Source organism: Gordonia sp. SCSIO 19800 (assembly GCF_018132775.1).
GTDB classification, from domain to species: domain Bacteria; phylum Actinomycetota; class Actinomycetes; order Mycobacteriales; family Mycobacteriaceae; genus Gordonia; species Gordonia hongkongensis.
Genome location: NZ_JAGRQM010000001.1, coordinates 240,103 through 260,633 on the forward strand (window position 1 = coordinate 240,103; position 20,531 = coordinate 260,633).

General features: G+C 69.5%; 18 protein-coding genes. 7 read left to right on the forward strand and 11 right to left on the reverse strand.

The annotated features are described in order from the left end of the window. From KB201_RS01075 to KB201_RS01090, 4 genes are all read right to left on the reverse strand, one after another. A complete protein-coding gene (locus tag KB201_RS01075; protein ID WP_211538169.1) occupies nt 1-1,230 on the reverse strand; it encodes a UPF0158 family protein in 1,230 nt (409 codons plus the stop codon). 83 nt (nt 1,231-1,313) lie between these two features. After that, nucleotides 1,314-2,987 carry a DNA polymerase Y family protein gene (locus tag KB201_RS01080; protein ID WP_211538170.1) on the reverse strand — a complete coding sequence of 558 codons (1,674 nt, stop codon included), beginning with the start codon at nt 2,985-2,987 and terminating at the stop codon, nt 1,314-1,316. Next, nucleotides 2,987-3,835 carry a hypothetical protein gene (locus KB201_RS01085; protein ID WP_211538171.1) on the reverse strand — a complete coding sequence of 283 codons (849 nt, stop codon included), beginning with the start codon at nt 3,833-3,835 and terminating at the stop codon, nt 2,987-2,989. Before KB201_RS01085 ends, KB201_RS01080 begins: the two co-directional genes overlap by 1 nt. Nucleotides 3,836-4,093: 258 nt before the next feature. Continuing rightward, nucleotides 4,094-5,119 carry an Rv2578c family radical SAM protein gene (locus tag KB201_RS01090; RefSeq protein ID WP_065629888.1) on the reverse strand — a complete coding sequence of 342 codons (1,026 nt, stop codon included), beginning with the start codon at nt 5,117-5,119 and terminating at the stop codon, nt 4,094-4,096. A gap of 78 nt (nt 5,120-5,197) precedes the next feature. Here KB201_RS01090 and KB201_RS01095 point away from each other — a divergent pair, with 78 nt between their 5' ends. Next, nucleotides 5,198-6,457, forward strand: coding sequence for a serine/threonine-protein kinase (locus tag KB201_RS01095; RefSeq protein WP_211538172.1), 1,260 nt, complete (start codon nt 5,198-5,200; stop codon nt 6,455-6,457). Nucleotides 6,458-6,473: 16 nt separating this feature from the next. On the opposite strand, the gene KB201_RS01100 is transcribed toward KB201_RS01095, so the two are convergent. Continuing rightward, nucleotides 6,474-7,214 (reverse strand): response regulator transcription factor, encoded by a 741-nt coding sequence (locus KB201_RS01100; RefSeq protein ID WP_211538173.1) that lies wholly within the window; start codon nt 7,212-7,214, stop codon nt 6,474-6,476. Then, complete coding sequence (locus KB201_RS01105) at nt 7,211-8,479, reverse strand: ATP-binding protein (RefSeq protein ID WP_058250685.1); 1,269 nt, start codon at nt 8,477-8,479, stop codon at nt 7,211-7,213. The genes KB201_RS01100 and KB201_RS01105 overlap by 4 nt, the downstream gene beginning before the upstream one ends. A 173-nt stretch (nt 8,480-8,652) precedes the next feature. Here KB201_RS01105 and KB201_RS01110 point away from each other — a divergent pair, with 173 nt between their 5' ends. Both KB201_RS01110 and KB201_RS01115 read left to right on the forward strand, forming a co-directional pair. Further along, complete coding sequence (locus tag KB201_RS01110; RefSeq protein ID WP_211538174.1) at nt 8,653-10,191, forward strand: PspC domain-containing protein; 1,539 nt, start codon at nt 8,653-8,655, stop codon at nt 10,189-10,191. Continuing rightward, the gene (locus KB201_RS01115) at nt 10,188-10,418 is read left to right on the forward strand and encodes a hypothetical protein (protein ID WP_211538175.1); all 231 of its coding nucleotides are present in this window, start codon (nt 10,188-10,190) and stop codon (nt 10,416-10,418) included. Before KB201_RS01110 ends, KB201_RS01115 begins: the two co-directional genes overlap by 4 nt. 60 nt (nt 10,419-10,478) lie before the next feature. Here KB201_RS01115 and guaA read toward each other — a convergent pair whose 3' ends face one another. Beyond that, on the reverse strand, nt 10,479-12,026 hold the full coding sequence (gene guaA, locus KB201_RS01120; protein WP_058250688.1) for a glutamine-hydrolyzing GMP synthase: 1,548 nt from the start codon (nt 12,024-12,026) through the stop codon (nt 10,479-10,481). Nucleotides 12,027-12,186: 160 nt separating this feature from the next. Between guaA and KB201_RS01125 the strand changes: the two genes are divergently transcribed. From KB201_RS01125 to KB201_RS01135, 3 genes are read left to right on the forward strand one after another with little or no spacing between them, the layout of a single operon-like run. Continuing rightward, on the forward strand, nt 12,187-12,825 hold the full coding sequence (locus tag KB201_RS01125; protein WP_058250881.1) for a biotin transporter BioY: 639 nt from the start codon (nt 12,187-12,189) through the stop codon (nt 12,823-12,825). Nucleotides 12,826-12,848: 23 nt separating this feature from the next. After that, complete coding sequence (locus tag KB201_RS01130; RefSeq protein ID WP_058250689.1) at nt 12,849-13,523, forward strand: energy-coupling factor ABC transporter ATP-binding protein; 675 nt, start codon at nt 12,849-12,851, stop codon at nt 13,521-13,523. Further along, entirely contained in the window at nt 13,520-14,122 is a 603-nt protein-coding gene (locus KB201_RS01135; protein ID WP_058250690.1) for an energy-coupling factor transporter transmembrane protein EcfT, read from the forward strand. Before KB201_RS01130 ends, KB201_RS01135 begins: the two co-directional genes overlap by 4 nt. Nucleotides 14,123-14,131: 9 nt before the next feature. Here KB201_RS01135 and KB201_RS01140 read toward each other — a convergent pair whose 3' ends face one another. The 4 genes from KB201_RS01140 to guaB all read right to left on the reverse strand — a co-directional run bounded on the left by KB201_RS01140 (nt 14,132) and on the right by guaB (nt 19,933). Next, entirely contained in the window at nt 14,132-15,067 is a 936-nt protein-coding gene (locus KB201_RS01140; RefSeq protein WP_058250691.1) for an epimerase, read from the reverse strand. Nucleotides 15,068-15,162: 95 nt separating this feature from the next. Then, on the reverse strand, nt 15,163-16,950 hold the full coding sequence (locus KB201_RS01145; protein WP_078112082.1) for an FAD-dependent oxidoreductase: 1,788 nt from the start codon (nt 16,948-16,950) through the stop codon (nt 15,163-15,165). Nucleotides 16,951-17,176: 226 nt separating this feature from the next. Then, complete coding sequence (locus tag KB201_RS01150; protein WP_058250882.1) at nt 17,177-18,334, reverse strand: GuaB3 family IMP dehydrogenase-related protein; 1,158 nt, start codon at nt 18,332-18,334, stop codon at nt 17,177-17,179. A gap of 87 nt (nt 18,335-18,421) precedes the next feature. Next, nucleotides 18,422-19,933 carry an IMP dehydrogenase gene (gene guaB / locus KB201_RS01155; protein WP_058250693.1) on the reverse strand — a complete coding sequence of 504 codons (1,512 nt, stop codon included), beginning with the start codon at nt 19,931-19,933 and terminating at the stop codon, nt 18,422-18,424. Between the two features lie 146 nt (nt 19,934-20,079). On the opposite strand from guaB, the gene KB201_RS01160 reads away from it, so the two are divergent. Then, nucleotides 20,080-20,469 (forward strand): DUF5319 domain-containing protein, encoded by a 390-nt coding sequence (locus tag KB201_RS01160; RefSeq protein WP_058250883.1) that lies wholly within the window; start codon nt 20,080-20,082, stop codon nt 20,467-20,469. The last annotated feature ends 62 nt before the right edge of the window (nt 20,470-20,531 follow it).

A 20,531-nucleotide genomic window follows, 5' to 3' on the forward strand; every position in this document is an offset into this window, starting at 1 on the left:
TCAGACGGGTCGGATTCCTTGCCGGACCAGGAATTTGCGTGCCCGTCCGAACTTGCGGTCGGTGGAGAACGCGTACCACTGCTGACTCACACCCGCTTCGTGGACGACGTCCCGGAACCTGCGGAACGCACCTCGTCCCTCTATCGCGCGCTCCAGACGGTTTCGCAGGTCGGGATCAGTGGTGCGCGTGGCGAAATCGGCCATGTCCCGCCAGCTGTCGCGCGAACCGATGCAGTCGAAGCGCAGCCAGCGGTCCGGGTCCTCCTCGACGTCGATCTCCTCATCGAGCACGCCCGGGTCGAGCATCTCGTCGTTGTACACGAAGCCGGTGCTCAGGTCGATGAGTCCGCCGGTTGACCGGTTCGGATCACCCTCCATCTCGTCGCTGAGCATCTCGAGATCCACCGCGATCGGCCGTCCCGGCGCGGGTTCCCCGCGCAGGCTCGCGAGCAGTTCCTCGGCGAGTTCGGCGTCGCCGGCCTCTCCCCGTCGGTTGAGTTGTTCGACGATCGACACGGCCACCGGTTCGGCTCGCTCGCGGCGCTTCTGCAGTGCCATCGGTACCCCGGGGCCGACCTGCTGGAGTGCGTCGTGCAGATCGCATCCGATGACGGCATCCAGGAAACGATCGGCATCCGACGACGCGATCGACCCGCGTACCTCGCCCAGATCGAGTTCACGTATCTCCTTCTGCGCGGGCCACTGTCCGACGAGCATCGGATGAGGAACGGTGGGGCGTGGTGGCGTGTCGTCGTCCCCATCGGCCGTCCGTCGACCGTACTGATCCGGGATGTCACCCCACCCGAAGTACGGCAACGGCGCTTTCGGCTTGATGCCCAACACGTCCACCGGGTCGACCTTCAGATCCCCCACGACGCACCGATGGGTCCACCCGTCGCCGAGATCGAAGGTGTACTGGAACTCGGAGCCGGTCGCTGCGAACGCGGCGACCTTGGCCGTGGCGATGTCCACGGGCTCGGAGATCGGGCCGCCGATACCACCGGCCAGGTCGGAACCGAGCGCGGCGTCGGCGACGACCCGGCCGTCGTCCAGGGTGAACAGTGACAGATGGGAACGATCCCATCGAGCGAACGCGTCATCGATGGCGGTCGCCAGATCCTTGAACGTGTGCGCCGGCCCGACCGCGAAAACCCTTCCGGGCCAGGGCCACAAATCGATTCCACGACCACCGAGCAATTCCACGGTGACCGACAACCAGGTACGTGCCATGCGTCGAGAGTGGCATCTTCGAGGCGAACGCGCACGCTTTCGGTCGCGGCGTTTCTTCCCGAAGGCCACTCCGCGGGACGCAGTCACTCGTAGACACCTTCGACGATCCACTCCCCGGCGCGGTAGCACAGCAGCAGGGCGCGCGAATCGTCGAGCAGCACCTGCGCCCGCGCGGTCAGTCCGGTCTCGGCGGCTCCGGTCGGCACCGAGGCCCCGGCGGGCCGGTCGGCGCCTCCGACCGGCCACGGCCCGGCCCACCAGCACAGACCCCAACTCGACCGGCGCGCCCGGGACGAGGCCAGCGCGACGGTCACCGGTTCGGCGGTGAAGGCCCCGCGATCGGTCACCTTCACCGGTTGCCCGACGGCGTCGAGCACGTGGATCGCGGTCTCCACCAGCACCGTCGGGCTGGGTTGTGGCAGGCGTCCGGGCCATGGCGCCGACGGATCCCGGCGCGGCACCGGCTCGTCGCCCAGTGAGACCATGGTGATCCGTTCGGCGGGTCCACGACCACCGCTCAGCACGGGAATACGGACCGCATCCCCGCCCAGCAGCCCCTGTATCCGCACCAGCGAACGCCGGGCGCGCTCCTCCACATCCGGTTCACCGGCCAGCCCGCCACGGGAGAGATCGTCGGTGAGCTGATAGTGCAGGGCCCCGGCCTCGACGACCTCGACCGGTTCGAGCCGCAGCCGGACGATCGGCGAGTCGGGTCGGGCACTGCTCCTCGCTGCGCGCGGCTCGACCCGCGGGGAGGTGGGCCGCGCCGCGCCGGTCAGCCACCCCTCGAGTTGCCATCGGATACGATCCGCGGTTGTCTCCGGCGTCAGCGGTTGGGCACATCGCCAGGTCCGCGAATGCTGTTGTCCGCGTTCGGTGGTCGCGATGATGGTGAGTCGCGTGCAGGCCACCGCGGCATCACGCAGGCGTCGGTGCAGCACGTCGGCGAGGGTGCGACCGATGAACGCCGCGACGTCGATGCGGTCGACCGGCGGGTCGCAGGTGTGGTCGACGTCGAGTTCGGCCGGCACACCACGTGACGACGGGACACGCCCCGGCACCGCATTGGCCAGCCGGTGCGCGACGACCGCATCCCGGGCGAACCGGGTGGCGACGTCGGTGACGGACATGTCGGCGAAGGCGCCGATCGTGCCGATCCCCAGCCGGCGCAGCAACTCCACGAGATCGGCACGGGACGGATCGCTCATGCTGGGTTCGACGGCGAGGTCGGCGACGGGGCGGCCGGCGAGGTACTCCCGGTCACCCCCGGGCTCCACCTGATGTCCGTGCCGGGCGGCGAGGACGGCGGTGAAGATCTCGTCGGCGATGCCGACCTGCGACTCGATGCCGCACGCCGACACCACGTCGACGAGCTCCTCCGCGAGGGCCTCCATCCCGCCGAAGTAGCGGGCGGCACGGTCGCCGGCGATCACCAGGAGACCCGGCCGGAGCACTTCGAGGGCGGGGATCACCTCGGCGACCGCGGCGACCACCGGTTCGAACAGCCGTCCGTCCCGGTTCTCGTCGGCGGCGACCACGGTCATCTCCGTGCACGCCGCCTGCGCCTGTCGCTTCCGCATCCCCCGCCGCACACCGGCGGCCCGTGCCGAGGCCGAACAGGCCACCACCCGATTCGCCGACAGCACCGCGACCGGATGCAGCGGGGGCAGATCCGCCTCGGCCGCCGCGGCCATCGCCGGCCAGTCCGGGCACCAGAGCGCGAGGATACGCCGAGACCCCGGCTCTCCGGAGGGCATCAGTTCGCCACCGCGAGCACCGGGGAGACGGTCGTCGCCGCGACCATCTCGACCGTGCGATCGGCACCGTGGCCCGTCGCCCGGAGCTCGACCTCGGTGCTCTCGGATTGCCGGCCGCGACCCGACACCGTGACCTGCAGCCGCATCCCGCCGATGCGGCCGTAGCCGCTGCGTGCGGAGTCGAGACCGGCCGCGCGGGAGGCGGGAGCAGACCGGCCGGGCAGGACCGGACTGTGCCGGTAGGTGAGGACACGGGCCTCGATGGCCAGTTGCGCACCCGGCCATGCACCACCGGTCACCAGCAGCACCGACGACTGCTTGCGCACGCGGCCCATGACCACCCGGGCACGCGAGGGGGTCACCATCTCGTTCCGCGGGCGGGCCCCCTCGCCGCCGCTCCCCAGGTCCAGGATCACCAGGTCCATACCGTCGAGCAGCACCGCTGCCACCTCGACCGGGTCGGGACCGGGATCGGGGATGGTGGCGATGCGGGACAGGTCGGCGCCCATCTCCGCCGCGGGCAGCAGACTCAACCGGGGCAACCCGACGATCCCCACCTGTCCACCCGCACGGGTCACCGAAGCGATCATCGCGATCAGCACCGAACGGGCGCCGTCGAGCCGGGCCACCGAACCTCGCGGAATGCCGTTGTGCGGCAAGATATCCGACAACGATTCCGGCACGGGGAGGACACCCACCGACCGGTCTCGGACCTCGACCACCCGCTGGTCGGGCCGACCGGACATGGCCGCCATCCGCCGGCGCAGACCCGCCAGCTCGTCGGCCCGGCCACCGGCCGCCGTATCGGTCACGGCATCGGTCACGGCCACACCAGCAGAGACATCCATTCCGGCACCCTCCAGTCGACATGAGTAGTTCTCGACGAGCCGGGAAGGTGCGCGCCATCAGGGTTCTCGACACAGTTCCCGAACGATCCCGAGGGAGGCCCCTCGTCCGCCGATCATTCGAACACTGTTTCGATTGTTCGAGAGTAGAACCAACCACCGACAAGCGTCAACCGAAGCCGAAAGCCGTTGCGCAGCATAGGATTTTCGTATCCACGTCGAATCCGCCCAGCTCAGCGGGCGCGGTCAGGACGGCACGGGTCAGAACAGGGTGAGGGCGTGCTGCAACTCGGGCGCGGCCACCGTCGCCGGCGAGTCGGGACCCGATTGCCGGAGACCGCCGGAACCGGCCAGGCCATGCCGGTGCACGAGCGGCTTCATCCGGTCACGCAGCCACGAGGAGTACTCCGGGGTGACATAGGCGCCACGCCCGTAGAGCCCCCGGTACCGGCGGATGAGCGCCGGATGCTCCCCCGCCAGCCACTCGAGGAACCACGGCTTGGTCGAGGAGCGCAGATGCATCGGGAACGCGGTCACACCCGACGCGCCCGCCTCGGCGAGGGCCTCTAGCAACGAGTCGAGATGCGCGGTCGAATCCGTGAGGTACGGGATGACGGGGGCCACCATCACGTGCGGCGCGATGCCGGCGTCGGCGAGATCGCGGATCACCGACAGCCGCGCCTGGGGCGACGGCGTCCCCGGTTCGATCTTCTTCTGCAGGTCCTGATCGAGGATCGCCAGCGAGATCCCGACGCTGACCGAGACCTCCCCCGCAGCCTGACGCAACAGCGGAAGATCCCGACGGATCAAGGTGCCCTTGGTCAGGATGGAGAACGGCGTCCGGGACTCGGCGAGCGCGGAGATCACGCCGGGCATGAGTCGGTACCGCCCCTCGGCACGCTGATACGGGTCCGTGTTGGTGCCCAGCGCCACCGTCTCCCGGGTCCACGACCGGCGCTTGAGCTCCTTGCGCAGCACTGCCGCGACGTTGAGCTTCACCACGACCTGGGTGTCGAAATCGGTGCCCGCGTCGAGGTCGAGATACTCGTGCGTCGGACGGGCGAAACAGTAGCGGCAGGCATGCGTGCACCCACGAAAGGTGTTGACCGTGAACTGGAACGGGAGCTGCGAGGCCTCCGGCACGCGGTTGAGCGCACTCTTGGCCAGTACCTCGTGGAATGTGACACCCTCGAAATCGGGCGTACGCACCGACCGCACCAGACCCGAGCGGCTCAGCCCCGGGAGCGACCCGTCGTCGACCTCGACCGCCTGATCCGACCATCGCATGATGGGAGTCGAACATACGTACGAGATGGCTGTCAAGTGCGGTGCCCGCGGCGTCGACCTCGCCGCTATCATCTCCGTATGTCGACGACCGCCGGAACCCACCATGCGCCGGGTCCCCAGTACCTGGTGGCCGGCCGGTACCGTCTGAAGTCGCGCATCGGCGGCGGCGGCATGGGAACCGTGTGGCTCGCCCGCGACCAACTCCTCGACCGTGACGTCGCCGTCAAGCAGGTCGTCTCCACCGAGGGCCTCACCGAGGACTCCGCCGACAACGTGCGCAAGCGGGCCATGCGGGAGGGGCGGATCGCCGCAAAGCTCTCCCACCGCAATGCGATCGCCATGCACGATGTCGCCCTCGACCGGGGCGAGCCCTGGCTGGTCATGGAATACCTACCCTCCCGCAGTGTGGCCCAGATCTTGCACGCCACAAAGACTCTCGCGCCCGCCGAGGCCGCCCAGATCGGCGCCCAGGTGGCCGATGCGATGGTCGAGGCCCACGCCGCGGGGATCGTGCACCGCGACATCAAGCCCGGCAACATCCTCATCGCCGAGGGCGGACGGCAGACCGGCCTGGTCAAGATCACCGACTTCGGGATCTCGCGGGCGAAGGACGATGTCACTCTCACCCAGACCGGCGTGATCACCGGAACGCCTGCGTATTTCGCACCCGAGGTCGCGCGCGGCGCCGATCCGCAGGAGGCCTCGGACGTCTACTCGCTGGGCGCGACCGTCTACACGATGGTGGAGGGTCAGCCGCCCTTCGGTGTCGACGACAACTCGATCGCGCTGCTGCACAAGGTCGCACGCGCACGCATCAATCCCATGCAGAATGCCGCCGAGCTCGAGCCGATCCTGCTGCGCCTCCTGGAACCGAGCCCGACCAAACGCCCGACGATGAGTCAGGCACGAGACATGCTCACCTCGTTCGCGGCCGGTTCCCGAGGCACCCGCGAGGCGGTCCTGACCGGCCTCATCACCCGGCCCGGAGCGGGCACGCCGACCTGGTCACAGCGCGGCGGCCGGTCGTCGACGACCGGTTCGCATCGTCCGGCCGGTGCCACCCTGCCCCCATACGCCCCGACGATGTCCGCCGATCGCGGCTCCCGCGACCTTCCGGACACACGTCGCGGCATGTCCCCGACCCTGATGTCGACGCCGCAACCACATTCGTCGACGCCGAGACCGCCTGCCTCCCAGCAGTACTCATCCGGATCCCGGCAACCGAACCCCGGTCCGCCGGCGCCGGGCACGTCGAGCACGGCACTGGCGGTGTCGATCTTCGTGTTCTTCGCCGTGCTCGCGGTCGTCGTCGTACTCGCGATCGCGCTGTTGCGCTGAGCCGGCGCCGCTGCGGTCAGCCGATGTGACGGGTGGCCGCCCATCGGGTGAGGGCATTGCGGTTGGACTGCTGGGTCTTCCGCAAAACGTTCGACGCATGTGTCTCGACCGTCTTGATCGAGATGAACAGCTCCTCGGCGATCTCCCGATAGGTGTACCCGCGCGCCAGCAGGCGCAACACCTCCAGTTCGCGCCTGGTCAGCGAGTCGAGTTCGGGGTCGAGCGGCGGTTCGGGTGCCGCGGACTTCCCGGTGAACGAGTCGAGGACGAAACCCGCGAGACGTGGGCTGAACACCGCGTCGCCGTCGGCGACCCGGCGGACCGCGTCGGCGAGTTCCGGGCCCGCGATCGTCTTGGTCACGTAACCGCGGGCACCGGCCCGGATGGTCGCGATGACATCCTCGGCCGCGTCCGACACACTCAGGGCCAGGAAGACCGGCGGTGTCGAACCCGTGGCATTCGAACCGGTTGCATTCGAACCCGTTCCGTTCGATCCGAGTCGATCGAGCACTCCGCGCAGGACCGCCACCCCGCCGCCGGCCGGCATGTGCACGTCGAGCAGGACCACATCGGGAGCCGCCGCCACGATCCCGTCGATTGCCTCGGGTACGGTGCCCGCCTCGCCGACGACGCGCAGGCCCGGCTCGTCGGCCAGTTCGGCACGGACCCCGGAGCGGAAGACCGCATGGTCGTCGACGAGATAGAAGGTCACCGGACCGGGGCCGGTCGGGTCGGAACTCGGGGAACTCGGCGTCATCGTGCCTTCCTGTTGTCGGTCGGGGCGACCGCGTCGACGGTCACCTCGGCAGAGCGTCGGGTGTCGTCCGCTCTCTCGTCGATCGATCCCGATCCCCCGTCACCACGCGGCATCATCAGACCCACGTTCGTCCCGCGCCCGGGGGTCGACGTGATCCGCACGCGGCCGCCCATCCTCTCCACACGTGCGCGGATCGACCGGGAGATGCCCTGGCGGTCGTCGTCGACGGCGTCGGGGTCGAAACCGATTCCCCGGTCACGGACATACACCTCGACCTCGTCGTCGGTGATCTCGCCGTACACGTCCACGGTGCGTTCACCGGAGTGCTTGGCGGCGTTGACCAGCGCCTCGCGGGTGGCCCCCACGAGAGCCGACCAGCGTTTGGCGTCCCGGGTGTTGTCCGGACGCAGATCGCCGACGGTGATGATCTCCACCTCGATACCGTAGGCGTCCTCGACCTCGGCGCCGACACTCCGGAGTGCGGCCGCGAGCGAGCCGCGTTCGGTGGCCGGGTCGCCGAACAGCCAGGCCCGCAGCTCGCGTTCCTGACTCCGGGCCAGGCGTGCCACCTCCTCGGGGCGGCCCGCCTTCTTCTGGATCAGGGCCAGGGTCTGCAGGACCGAGTCGTGCAGATGCGAGGCGATCTCCTCGCGCTCGGCGTTGCGAATGCGGGCCGAGCGCTCCTCGTTGATGGTGCGCAGCATCCGCATCCACAGGGGCACGGTCAACAGGACGACGCCGATCAGGGTCGCCCCGACCGCGAGGATCGTGGAATTGAGACCGCCGAAGCTGCGATCCCCGGCCACCACCACGACCACGAGGCCGCCGACAACGAGCGCGACGCCGCCGATCAACCGCGTCCAAGTGCGCAGTGGGGTGCGGGGTGCGCGCGGGGATGTATCGAATTCGCGCCACACGAGGGCGGCGCCCAACGCGATGAAGACGAACGGGATGAGGTACTCCGCCGGGGTCCCCGACGCCGCGAATCCGACCACGCCCATGGCCACCAGCCCGACCATCGCCAGACCGAGGGATTGACGACGCTCTCCCGGTGCCGGTGACGCGGTGTCGTCGCCCTGCGGGCAGAAGAACCACAGCAGCCCGTAGGCGGCGACCCCGGCGCCGGCCAGCGCGGCCAGGACCACGAAGACGATCCGCACGCGGAAGACCTCGACCCCGAGATGATCGGCCAATCCGCCGGCGACACCGGCGACGACGCGGCCGCCGTCGCGGCGCACCAGTTTCGGGACCGGCTCGACCTCCATTCGACTCACTCCTCGATCGTCCCATGCGATCGGCTTCGCGACATCGGGGTCAACCCCGGTTCATGCGCCGCGATCTCAGGGTGTGTCCGCTCCGCCGCCCCCGGGCCTGGCGGATTCTCCGGGGGACAATTCAGGGGATCACCCGATGTGTCCGGGGCCGGACGGGCGGCACGATGATCGTCATGGACACCAAGGAGTTCCAGCAGCAGATCCAGGGCCTGTGGGCGACCCGTCCGTATCGGCCCGACGATCGGACGATTGCCGGCGTGTGCACCGGCATCGCCGCCCGGTATCGCGTCGACCCGACTCTGGTGAAGGTCGCGTTCGTGGTGGCCGCCTTCTTCGGCGGCAGCGGACTCATCCTCTACCTCGCGGCCTGGGTCGCGTTCCCGGGCGCCGGACGCGCCCGCGCCGATGCGCTCCGTGTCGATTCCCCCCGGGCCGGTCACACCGCGTCGCACAACTCGATGCACGGCCTGGGGAATCCGCAGGTGATCCTGCTGGTCGTGCTCGCGATCGTCATCGTCACCTCATTCGGCCCCAATCGCACCTGGGGCTCGGGCGGGCTCGTCGGCGCGATCCTGATGCTCGGCGGCTGGTACCTGCTGTACCTGCGGACCCCGACTCCACCGGCCGGTACCAGCATCGACACCGCGGCGGTCACCGACATCGTCGTCCCGCCACCGGCGGCCGGGCAGTTCGAACGGTGGGTGCCGCGCGCGATGAGCCACCCGGCCCCCGGCGCGGTCACCCCCACGGACGGCCCCCAGACCCCAGGAGTATCCATGACCAAAGCACCGGGCACGTCCGCGATCGGCGGGAATCCGGCCACCGAACACCCGGCCACCCCGGTGCCGGGCGTCGAACTGTCAGAGGACCCTTCGAGGCTCGTCGCTAACGCTCCTCACACCTCAGGGAGCGGAGAGAGGGGCGCTGACGCTCCTCACACCTCAGGGAGCGGAGGGTCGAGCGACGTGCAGACCCAGAGCAGTCGAGAACTCGATGCCGACTTCGAGGCGAGTCCACCCGCGTGGGATCCGTTGGGAGCGGCGCGGTTCGCCTGGGATCTGCCCGAGCCGACCCGCCCGGCCGAACCGGCCGTCCGTCGGCACCGACGCTCACCGCTGACCCTGATCGTGGTCGGTCTGGCGACCATCGTGGGTGCGATCGGTGCGGGCCTGCACCAGATGGGTGTCGAGTGGTTCACCGTCCCCCACATCCTGTCGCTCTCCCTCGCCGTGATCGGAGCCGGACTCCTCGTCGCGGCCGTCGTCAAGCGCCGCACCGGTGAGCACAGCACGGGCCTGGCGCCCATCGCGGTCTCTCTCGGTGCCGCGGTCATCGTCACCACCGTGATCTCCGGGGTCAACGGCCTGTCCGGCCCGCTGCCGCCCGGCGGGGTCGGTGACCGCGAGTGGAAGCCGTTGACCGAGAACGACATCCAGGCCGAGTACTCACTCGGCATCGGCGAGATGGCCTTGGACCTACGCGCGGTCGAACTCACCGCCGACCGGACCGTACGACTCGAGAGCGGGGTCGGCAAGATCACGGTGCACGTGCCAGAGACGATGAACGTGCGTGCCGATTGCCAGACCGGTGTCGGCGACTACAACTGCCCCACCGGGCTCGACGGCGGACGTGACGGCACCGATGGCCCGGTCCTGCAGATCGAGGCCCGCACCGGATTGGGAGAGGTCGAGGTCCTGCGATGAGCACCGAGATGAACGCTTCCGGCACCGATGACGACCGAGGTTGTGGCGCGACCCATCGCGCTCCCGGTCTGGGGCTGCTCGGAATCGCCGCCCTTGCGGTCGCCGGGTGGGGGCTCGCCGACGGGCCGGCACTTCCCGACGCCGCCGACCTCGGATGGGTCGTCGTCGGAATCGGGCTGCTGGTCGGACTCGTGCTGATCGTGTCCGGCACGCGTTCCCGGCGCTGAGACCCGGCACGCGCAGACGAGAGCGGCCGGTGGCAGACGCCACCGGCCGCTCTCGTCAGCTCATTCCCACTCGATGGTGCCCGGCGGCTTGCTCGTCACGTCGAGCACCACCCGGTTGACCTCGGCGACCTCGTTGGTGATGCGGGTGGAGATGATCTCGAGGACCTCGTAGGGCACACGCGTCCAGTCCGCGGTCATCGCGTCCTCGCTCGACACCGGGCGCAGCACGATCGGGTGGCCGTAGGTGCGGCCGTCTCCCTGCACGCCCACGCTGCGCACGTCGGCCAGCAACACGACCGGACACTGCCAGATCTGCGAGTCGAGGCCGGCGGCGGTCAGTTCCTCGCGCGCGATCAGGTCGGCCTTGCGCAGCGTCTCCAGTCGGTCGCCGGTCACCTCGCCGACGATGCGGATCGCCAGGCCGGGCCCGGGGAACGGCTGGCGGGCGACGATCTCCTCGGGCAGCCCCAGTTCGCGGCCGACCGCACGCACCTCGTCCTTGAACAGCAGACGCAGCGGTTCCACGAGACTGAACTCGAGGTCGTCGGGCAGACCGCCGACGTTGTGATGACTCTTGATGTTCGCGGTACCGCTGCCGCCGCCGGACTCGACGACGTCGGGGTACAACGTGCCCTGCACGAGGAAGTCGACCTTCTCCCCCGCCTCGGCCTCCTCGCCGAGGACCTCGCTGACCGCACCCTCGAACGACCGGATGAACTCGCGGCCGATGATCTTGCGCTTGGTCTCGGGGTCGCTGACGCCGGACAGCTCACGCAAGAAGGTGTCGGCGGCGTCGACCGTCACCAGCTTCGCCCCGGTCGCCCCGACGAAATCGTGCTGTACCTGTTCGCGTTCTCCGGCGCGCAGAAGACCGTGGTCGACGAAGACACAGGTCAGACGATCGCCGATGGCGCGCTGCACCAGCGCGGCGGCCACCGCGGAATCCACGCCGCCGGAGAGCCCGCAGATGGCCCGCCCGTCACCGATCTGGTCGGCGACCGCGTCGATCAGCGCGTCGGCGATGTTGGCCGCCGTCCAGGTGGCCTCGAGACCGGCGATCTCGTACAGGAAACGGGTGAGGATCTGCTGGCCGTGCGGTGTGTGCAGCACCTCGGGGTGGTACTGCACACCGGCCATCCGGCGCTTCAGGTTCTCGAAGGATGCGACCGGCGCGCCGGGCGTCGACCCGGTGACGGTGAACCCCTCCGGCGGGGACTGGACGGCGTCGTTGTGGCTCATCCAGACCGGCTGGGTGTCCGAGAGACCTTGGTGGAGAACGCCTTCGCCGTTGGTCGTGAACGTCGTCCGGCCGAACTCGCGCCCGCCGGTGTTGGCCACCTCGCCGCCCAGCTTGTCCGCCATCGCCTGGAAGCCGTAGCAGATGCCGAAGACCGGGACGTCGAGGTCGAAGAGGGCGGGATCGAGGTCCGGCGCGTCCTCCGCGTACACCGACGACGGTCCGCCCGACAGGATGATCGCGACCGGATCCTTCTCCTGGATCTCCGCGATCGGCGCCTCGTGCGAGATCACCTCCGAGTAGATCCGCGCTTCCCGCACCCGACGCGCGATCAGCTGCGCGTACTGCGCGCCGAAGTCGACGACGAGCACCGGCCGCGGGCCCTCGAGGAAATCCTCGGGAGAGGACGAGTTCGCAGAAGAAGTGTCTGTCACCGGGCCGAGTCTAGTGGGCGGACCGGCGTCGATACCTGGTCACCCCGCCCGGTGGGTGCGGCTGCGCCGCCGCCGCGTGAAATACTCCGGAATCGACATGACTGCATCGCCGAAATCCCCCAACCGCTGGTCGCTGAGCATCGGCGACCTCACCCAGGCCGCCGTGTTCGCCGCGCTGATCGCCGCGCTCGGCCTGCCCGGGACCATCAACATCGGCACCAGCGGTGTGCCGATCACGTTCCAGTCGCTCGGGGTCATCCTCGCCGGGGCGGTCCTCGGCCCGCGGAAGGGCACGCTGGCCGTGGTCATCTTCATGGTGCTGGCGATCGCCGGACTCCCGATCCTCTCGGGCGGACGCAACGGCCTCACCGCGCTGTCCTCCCCGACGGCCGGATACTTCATCGGGTTCCTCCCGGCGGTCATCGTCATCGGGGTGCTGACCGCACTCATGGTCTCGACCGGCGGGAAGACGGGCTCCGGGAAATATCGCGTGCTGTGGGGCATCGGCATCAACGCGCTCGGCGGCATCGTCGTCCTCTACGCCTGCGGGGTGCTCGGCCTGCTGGTGCGGACCGACCTGACACTGTGGGCGGCCATCGCGACCAACGGTTCGTTCATCCCCGGCGACATCGCCAAGTGCGTCATCGCGGCCCTGGTCGCGGCCCAGGTCCACCGCGGCCGGCCGGGCCTCATCGAACCGTTGCGCGCGCGCCGATCCGGCACCGTGGCCGGCTGAGAAGCCGCCCCACCCCAGCGGCGATGATCGAATTCACCGATGTCACCCACGCCTACGGCGACCGGGTCGTCCTGCGCGAGGTCTCACTGACGTTGTCGGAGAACCGGATCGGGATCGTCGGCGCCAACGGCAGCGGCAAGTCGACGCTGGCGCGGATGATCAACGCGCTCGTCGTGCCCGACTCCGGGACCGTCATCGTCGACGGGCTATCGGTCGCGAAGAACAAGCGTGAGGTCCGACGCCGGGTGGGCTTCATCTTCTCCGACCCCGACCGTCAAATCATCATGCCGACGGTCCGCGAGGACATCGAACTGTCGCTTCGTCGAACCGATCTCGACAAGTCCGCGCGCGCCGAGCGTGCCGGCGAGGTGCTCGCCCGATTCGGCCTCGCCGACCACGCGGACCATCCGGCCCAGCGGCTCTCCGGCGGGCAGAAGCAGCTCCTCGCCCTGGCGTCGGTGTTCGTGACCGACCCCGCGATCATCGTCGCCGACGAACCCACCACCCTGCTCGACCTGCGCAACACCCGCATGCTCACCGACGTGTTCGCGACCCTCGACGAGCAACTCGTCGTCGTCAGCCACGATCTCGACATCCTGGCCGACTTCGACCGCGTCATCGTCATCGACGAGGGGCGGGTCGTCGTCGACGACGAACCTCGGCCTGCGCTGGCCGCCTACCGCGGGATGATGTCGTGAACGTCCTCGGCGTCTACCGTCCCGGCAACACGCTGCTGCACCGACTGCCCGCAGGCGTCAAGTTCGTCGCGATGGGCGTGGTGATCCTGGTGCTGTCGCTGACGGTCCGGTCGCTCACCGCCCTCGGCATCGCGACGGCCGGGGTCGCGGTCGTCTACGCGCTGGCGGGGATCGGGCCGCGCGAGGCGTGGCGGCAGCTGCGGCCACTGATGTGGTTGCTGCTGTTCATCTTCGCGTTCCAGGTCGTCTTCACCGACTGGCGGCGGGCGGTAATCGTCTGCGGCGTCCTCGCGCTGTCGGTCGCACTCGCCGCGGCCGTCTCGCTGACCACCCGCACGACGGACATGCTCGACACGATCGTCCGTGCGCTCGGCCCCCTGAGACGGCTCGGGGTGCGCGTGGACCTCATCGCCCTCGCGCTGGCGCTGACCATTCGGGCGATCCCGCTGATGGTCGAGGTGGTGCGGGAGGTCGACGAGGCACGCAAGGCTCGCGGGCTCCGGCCCGGTCCACGCATCCTCGTCGCGCCGGTTGTCCTCGCCGCCCTGCGCACCGCCGACGGTTTCGCCGACACCCTCACCGCGCGCGGACTGGACTGAGGCGACCTCTCAGAGCAGATCGGAGAGTGCGTCCTCGAGCCGTGGGAAGCGGAATTCGAAACCGGCGTCGGCCAGTACATCAGACCGCGCGCGGCGCCCCGTGAGTCCGAGGGCCGGGTCCGTGCGCAGCACCACCGCACCGAGCTTCAGCAACCACGCGGGCGTCGGCGGCGCGGGCGGCCGTCCGATCTCCGCGCGCAGCATCGCCATAAGTTCGGAGTTGCGCACCGGATTCGGACTGGCCGCCACGACGACACCGTCGGGCAGCGACACCGCGCCGTCGACCCGCAGCGCCGCGCGGGCGATCGCGAGCCAGTCGTCGATGTGAATCCAGCTGAACCATTGCCGGCCGTCGCCGACCCGCCCGCCGAGTCCGAACCTGGTCAGGCCCACGAGGCGTCGGATGGCCGGCGAATCCGCATCGAGCACGATCGAGGTGCGCAGCACGGTCAGATGGTCGGTGTTCGCGCCGTCCACCGCCTCCTCCCAGGGCTGCGCCACACCGGTCATCTGCGGGAGGCCCACCGGGATCGGCGTCGATTCGGTGCACCACAGTTCACCCGCGTCGCTCCAGATCGCGGTCGTGCTGGACTGCAGCCAGTACGAGATCGGCGTCGTGCGTTCGCGCGATGCGGTGACGAGTGCTCGCGTCGCGTCGACCCGACTGTTCCGCAGTGCGGCGATGTTGGCGTCCGTGGGGCGGCAATCCACGAGTTTGCCCGCGAGGTTGACCACCGCCGTCGGACGATCTGCGGCCAGCGTCTCGACCCAGTCGCCCTGGGTCCTGCCGTCCCAGACCACCTGCTCGAACGGCGACGACGGATCGACCCGCCGCGTCAGGATGACCGGATGGTATCCACGCTCGGCGAGATCGGTCGCCAGATGCGTTCCCAGCGAGCCACTTCCGCCCGCCAACACCACGGTCAGCGGCTCTGTACCCGACATGCGTCTCCCCCCGTTCGGCACTGGACGACGACACTACCCGCCGACGCCTCCGACCGGGATTTCGTGGTCACAGTGCGCGTGACGGCGCACCGGCGCTACGAGATGCGTTGTGCCGTGAGTGGAGTGGCGGGGACGACCGGGGTGATCGGCAGCCGCAGGGCGCCGGGTGCGTCGGCCGGCACCACCGGGGACGCCGGCGTCGTCGGCTCGATGCGGCGGTACGGGTCGCCCTGCGCAGGACGCCGGTCCTGTTCGCCCTTGTTCGGCCACAGTGCCGCCGCGCGTTCCGCCTGCGCGCAGATCGTCAGCGACGGATTGACGCCGAGGTTCGCCGACACCGACGCGCCGTCGGCGATGTGCAACGTCGGGTAGTTCCACACGCGCTGGTAGGGATCGATGACGCCGTTGTCCGGGTCGTCGGAGATCGCGCAGCCGCCGAGATAGTGCGCGGTCAGCGGCATGTTGACGATGTCGCCCCAGGTCCCGCCGGCGACGCCGCCGTCGAGTTTCGCCGCGATCCGGCGAGTTGCCTCGTTGCCCTTCGGAATCCACGTCGGGTTCGGCTCGCCGTGGCCCTGCTTGCTGGTGACGTACCGCACCGGTCCGCGCTTGCGGACGAAGGTGGTCAGCGAGTTGTTGTTGTTCTGCATGACCAGGGCGATCACGGTCCGCTCGCTCCACTGTCGCACCACGAGCAACCGCACCAGCAGGAACGGGTTGCGGGCGACCTGACGCAGGAACTGCCCGAACCGATTGCGCCGGGACCCGCCGTCGGTGAGCAGGGTCTGCAGGTACGCGATCGCGTTGGAGCCCTTGCCGTATCGCACCGGTTCGATGTGCGTGTTCGGCTCGGGATAGAACGACGAAGTGATCGCGACGCCGCGCGAGTAGTCGTTCTCCGGATCGATCCGCGACCCCATCGCACCCAGTATCGACTCCGAGTTGGTGCGCGTGAGCCGACCCATCGCGTCCGAGATCTGCGGCAGCGTACCGAGTTTCGCGTGGTGCAGCAGTCGTTGGGTGTTGAACGTGCCGGCCGCCAGGATGACCTGACCCGCCGTGATCGTGCGTCGACGGCGTCCGAGCGGACCCCACGACGACGAGTGATGCGTGCCCACCTCCCAGACACCGTCGGCGCGCTGCCGGAGCGAGTCCACCGTGGTCCGGTCGATGATGGTGGCGCCGTGGCGTTCCGCGAGGCCGAGATAGTTCTTCAGCAGGGTGTTCTTGGCACCCACCCGGCACCCGGTCATGCACGCGCCGCACTCGGTGCAGGCGGTCCGGTCCGGACCCGCACCGCCGAAGTACGGGTCGGCGACGGTCTCGCCGGGCGCCCCGGACAGACCCGTCTTCGCACCGAAGAACACACCGACCGGCGTCGGGGTCACCGTGTCCCCGACACCCATCTCGGCGGCGACTTCGGCGACCACGCGGTCGGACGCGGTGACCGTCGGGTTGGTGACCACGCCGAGCATCCGCCGGGCCTGGTCGTAGTACGGGCTGAGCTCGTCCTCCCAGTCGGTGATGTGATTCCACTGGGGATCGGTGAAGAACGGCGTCGGGGGCTTGTAGAGCGTGTTGGCGTAGTTGAGCGAGCCGCCGCCGACGCCCGCCCCGGCGAGGATCATCACGTCTTTCAGGGCGTGGATCCGCTGGATGCCGTACAGGCCCAGCTTCGGTGCCCACAACCACCGGTTGAGGCGCCAGCTGGTCTTGGCGAAGTCCTCGTCCTCGAACCGACGACCGGCCTCGACCACGCCGACGCGGTACCCCTTCTCCACGAGCCGCAGCGCACTCACGCTGCCGCCGAACCCGGAGCCGACGATCAGAACGTCGAAGTCGGTGGCGCGTTCGGTCGACTTGTCGAATCCCATGCCGAACATACTAACGCGCCTTGTCACATAACGAGACCCAGGTCACCCTAACCCTTCGTGACGCACCCTCCGCAAGCTCCGGGCGCTCCTCAGGGAGCGGAGGGGCCGCTGCCGTCCCGCAAGCTCCGAGCGCTCCCCAGGGAGCGGAGGGGCCGCTGCCGTCCCGCAAGCTCCGAGCGCTCCCCAGGGAGCGGAGGGGCCGCTGCCGTTCCGCAAGCTCCGGGCGCTCCTCAGCTCAGCCGCGGACGGACAACCCCACGCGCTGGAATTCCTTGAGGTCGCAGTAACCGGCCTTCGCCATGGCCCGACGCAGTGCGCCGACGACGTTCAGCTCGCCGTACGGGTCGTCGGAGGGGCCGTAGAGGACCCGCTCGAGACTCGGTCGGTCCTCGCCCGCGGCGACCTGCAGGAGGGCGCCGCGCGGGGTGTCGGGGTGAGCAGCGGCCGACGGCCAGTACCACCCGTTGCCGGGCGCGGAACTCGTTGCGGCGAGCGAGGTCCCGAGGACCGCGGCGTCGGCTCCACAGGCGATCGCCTTGACGATGTCGCCCGAGCTGTGGATGTCGCCGTCGGCGATGACGTGGACATAGCGGCCGCCGGTCTCGTCCAGGTAGTCGCGACGCGCGGCGGCGGCGTCGGCGATGGCGGTGGCCATCGGCACACCGATGCCGAGCACCTCGCCCGTCGTGGTGGCTCCCGCGGCGGAACCGTAGCCGACGATCACGCCCGCGGCACCCGTCCGCATCAGGTGCAGCGCGGTGCGGTGGTCGTGCACGCCGCCCGCGATGACCGGTACGTCGAGATCGGCGATGAAGGTCTTCAGGTTCAGCGGTTCCCGCTGCGTGCCGTCGGCATCGACCTGCGCCACGTGCTCCGCCGAGATGATCGTGCCGTGCACCACCAGGATCTCCACCCCGGCGGCCAGCAGCGCCGGGGTCAGCTCGGGTGCGTGCTGCGGGCTGACGCGGACGGCCGTGGTGACCCCCGCGTCGCGGACCTGGGCCACGGCCTCGCCGAGCAACCCGCTGTCGAGCGGGGCCGAGTGGAGTTGCTGCAGGTGTCGAACCGCCGCATAGGGATCCGGGTCCTCCGCCGCGATGGCGACGAGTTCGGCGATCTTCGCCTCGACGTCGCGGTGACGGGCCCACAGCCCCTCACCGTTCAGGACGCCGAGCGCGCCGAGCTTGCCCAGTTCGATCGCGACCGACGGCGACACCAGGGCATCCGTCGGGTGGCTCAGGATCGGCGAGGAGAACCGGTAGGCATCGATCTGCCATGCGGTGGAGACGTCCTTGGACGAACGGGTCCGACGGGACGGGACGATGCTGATGTCCCCCAGCTCGTAGGTCCGTCGGGCTGTCCGGCCCATGCCGATTTCGACGAGGTCACGCACCACTGCGCCTTTCTGCGGAGTTCAGCTGCACAACGACCCTACGGCCTGGCCCCCCGGACGAGTCCGGCGGGAACGACCTCGGGGAGTTCAGCGGGAATAGTAGTTGGGTGCCTCTGCGGTCAGCGTGATGTCGTGCGGGTGGGATTCCTTCAGGCCGGCCGCGGTGATCTGGACGAACCGCGCGGTCTGCAGATCCGGGATCGTCGACGCGCCGGTGTAGCCCATCGCGGCACGAAGGCCGCCGACGAGCTGATGTATCACCTGCGACAGCGGACCGCGGAACGGCACCCGTCCCTCGATGCCCTCGGGAACCAGCTTCTCCTCTTTGAGGACGTCGTCCTGGAAGTAGCGGTCCTTGGAGTACGACTTCGCCTGTCCGCGACCCTGCATCGCACCCAGCGAACCCATGCCGCGGTAGCTCTTGAACTGCTTGCCGTTGACCAGGACCAGCTCGCCGGGGGCCTCGGCGGTGCCGGCGAGGAGCGAACCGAGCATCGCGGTCGACGCCCCCGCCGCGAGGGCCTTGGCGATGTCGCCGGAGTACTGCAGACCACCGTCGGCGATCACGGGCACTCCCGCCTTCTGACAGACCGCCACGGCTTCGAGGATGGCGGTGATCTGCGGGGCACCGACACCCGCCACGACGCGGGTGGTGCAGATCGAGCCCGGTCCGACGCCGACCTTCACCGCATCGGCGCCGGCGTCGACGAGGGCCTGCGCGGCCTCGCGGGTCGCGACGTTGCCGCCGACCACGTCCACCCGATCGCCGACCTCGGCCTTCAACTTGGCCACCATGTCGAGCACGAGCCGGTTGTGCGCGTGGGCGGTGTCGACGATGATCACGTCGGCCCCGGCGTCGGCCAACGCCATCGCCCGGTCCCACTGCGGGTCACCGGTGCCGACGGCCGCCCCGACGAGCAACCGTCCGTCGGAGTCCTTGGTCGCCAGCGGATGCTGTTCGGTCTTGACGAAGTCCTTGACGGTGATGAGTCCGGTCAGGCGACCGTTGCCGTCGACGATCGGCAGCTTCTCGATCTTGTGCCGGCGGAGCAGTCCCAGTGCGGCCTCTGCGGAGACGCCCTCCTGGGCGGTGATGAGCGGGGCCTTGGTCATCACCTCGGCGACCGGACGGCTCTGGTCGACCTCGAACCGCATGTCGCGGTTGGTGATGATGCCGACGAGCTCACCCTTGTCGTCGACAACGGGCAGACCGGAGATGCGGTAGCGCGCGCACATGGCGTCCACCTCGGCGAGCGTGTGCGTGGGGGTGCACGTCACCGGATCGGTGACCATGCCCGCCTCGGACCGCTTGACGGTCTCGACCTGGCCGGCCTGCTCCTCGATCGACAGATTGCGGTGGAGGACACCCATACCCCCGGCGCGCGCCATCGCGATCGCCATCCGGGACTCGGTCACGGTGTCCATCGCCGAACTCACCAGCGGGACACGCAGCGTCACGTTCTTGGTCACCCGCGACGAGGTGTCGACCTCGCTGGGTATCACGTCCGACGCCGAGGGCAGCAACAGGACGTCGTCGAAGGTCAGGCCGAGCATCGCGACCTTGCCGGGATCGTCTCCACCGGTACGAACAGCAGTCATCGGACCATGGTATCGAGTCCCTTGTTGCGGCGATCGTCACACAGGAGTCTTCGCGCCGATGAGGTCGCCCGACCCACTCTCAACAGGTGCGCTCGACCGGTGAACGCCTGCGGCGCGCGCACCCGCGGATCGGCTACGGTGGTGTGGTGCGTGACCACCTGCCACCCGGCCTCCCGCCGGATCCGTTCGCCGACGATCCCAGCGATCCCGCATCCGCATTGGACAGCGTGGAGCCGGGTATCCCGTTGGACGAGAACGAGCGGCTCGCGGTCGAAGAAGACCTCGCCGATCTCGCACTCTACGAGGCCCTACTGGCCAATCGCGGTGTACGCGGCCTGGTCGTCGTGTGTGAGGACTGCCGCGAGGACCACTACCACGACTGGGACATGTTGCGCGCCAACCTGATCCAGCTTCTCATCGACGGCACCGTCCGGCCGCACGAGCCCGCGGTGGATCCCCGTCCGGACGCCTACGTCACGTGGGATTACTGCCGCGGTTACGCCGACGCCCGTAGTCATCTCGACGACGAGCGCTGATCCTCCACGGACGCGGCGGTAACTGTCGCCGACTCTCCGGCACCACCAATGAGCGAGGCCCC

Excerpts from the sequence above, each read along its gene's own strand:
- KB201_RS01075 (WP_211538169.1), bottom strand. The coding sequence starts at position 1,230 with ATGGCACGTACCTGGTTGTCGGTCACCGTGGAATTGCTCGGTGGTCGT.
- KB201_RS01080 (WP_211538170.1), bottom strand. The coding sequence starts at position 2,987 with ATGCCCTCCGGAGAGCCGGGGTCTCGGCGTATCCTCGCGCTCTGGTGC.
- KB201_RS01085 (WP_211538171.1), bottom strand. The coding sequence starts at position 3,835 with ATGGATGTCTCTGCTGGTGTGGCCGTGACCGATGCCGTGACCGATACG.
- KB201_RS01090 (WP_065629888.1), bottom strand. The coding sequence starts at position 5,119 with ATGCGATGGTCGGATCAGGCGGTCGAGGTCGACGACGGGTCGCTCCCG.
- KB201_RS01095 (WP_211538172.1), top strand. The coding sequence starts at position 5,198 with ATGTCGACGACCGCCGGAACCCACCATGCGCCGGGTCCCCAGTACCTG.
- KB201_RS01100 (WP_211538173.1), bottom strand. The coding sequence starts at position 7,214 with ATGACGCCGAGTTCCCCGAGTTCCGACCCGACCGGCCCCGGTCCGGTG.
- KB201_RS01105 (WP_058250685.1), bottom strand. The coding sequence starts at position 8,479 with ATGGAGGTCGAGCCGGTCCCGAAACTGGTGCGCCGCGACGGCGGCCGC.
- KB201_RS01110 (WP_211538174.1), top strand. The coding sequence starts at position 8,653 with ATGATCGTCATGGACACCAAGGAGTTCCAGCAGCAGATCCAGGGCCTG.
- KB201_RS01115 (WP_211538175.1), top strand. The coding sequence starts at position 10,188 with ATGAGCACCGAGATGAACGCTTCCGGCACCGATGACGACCGAGGTTGT.
- KB201_RS01125 (WP_058250881.1), top strand. The coding sequence starts at position 12,187 with ATGACTGCATCGCCGAAATCCCCCAACCGCTGGTCGCTGAGCATCGGC.
- KB201_RS01130 (WP_058250689.1), top strand. The coding sequence starts at position 12,849 with ATGATCGAATTCACCGATGTCACCCACGCCTACGGCGACCGGGTCGTC.
- KB201_RS01140 (WP_058250691.1), bottom strand. The coding sequence starts at position 15,067 with ATGTCGGGTACAGAGCCGCTGACCGTGGTGTTGGCGGGCGGAAGTGGC.
- KB201_RS01145 (WP_078112082.1), bottom strand. The coding sequence starts at position 16,950 with ATGTTCGGCATGGGATTCGACAAGTCGACCGAACGCGCCACCGACTTC.
- guaB (WP_058250693.1), bottom strand. The coding sequence starts at position 19,933 with ATGACTGCTGTTCGTACCGGTGGAGACGATCCCGGCAAGGTCGCGATG.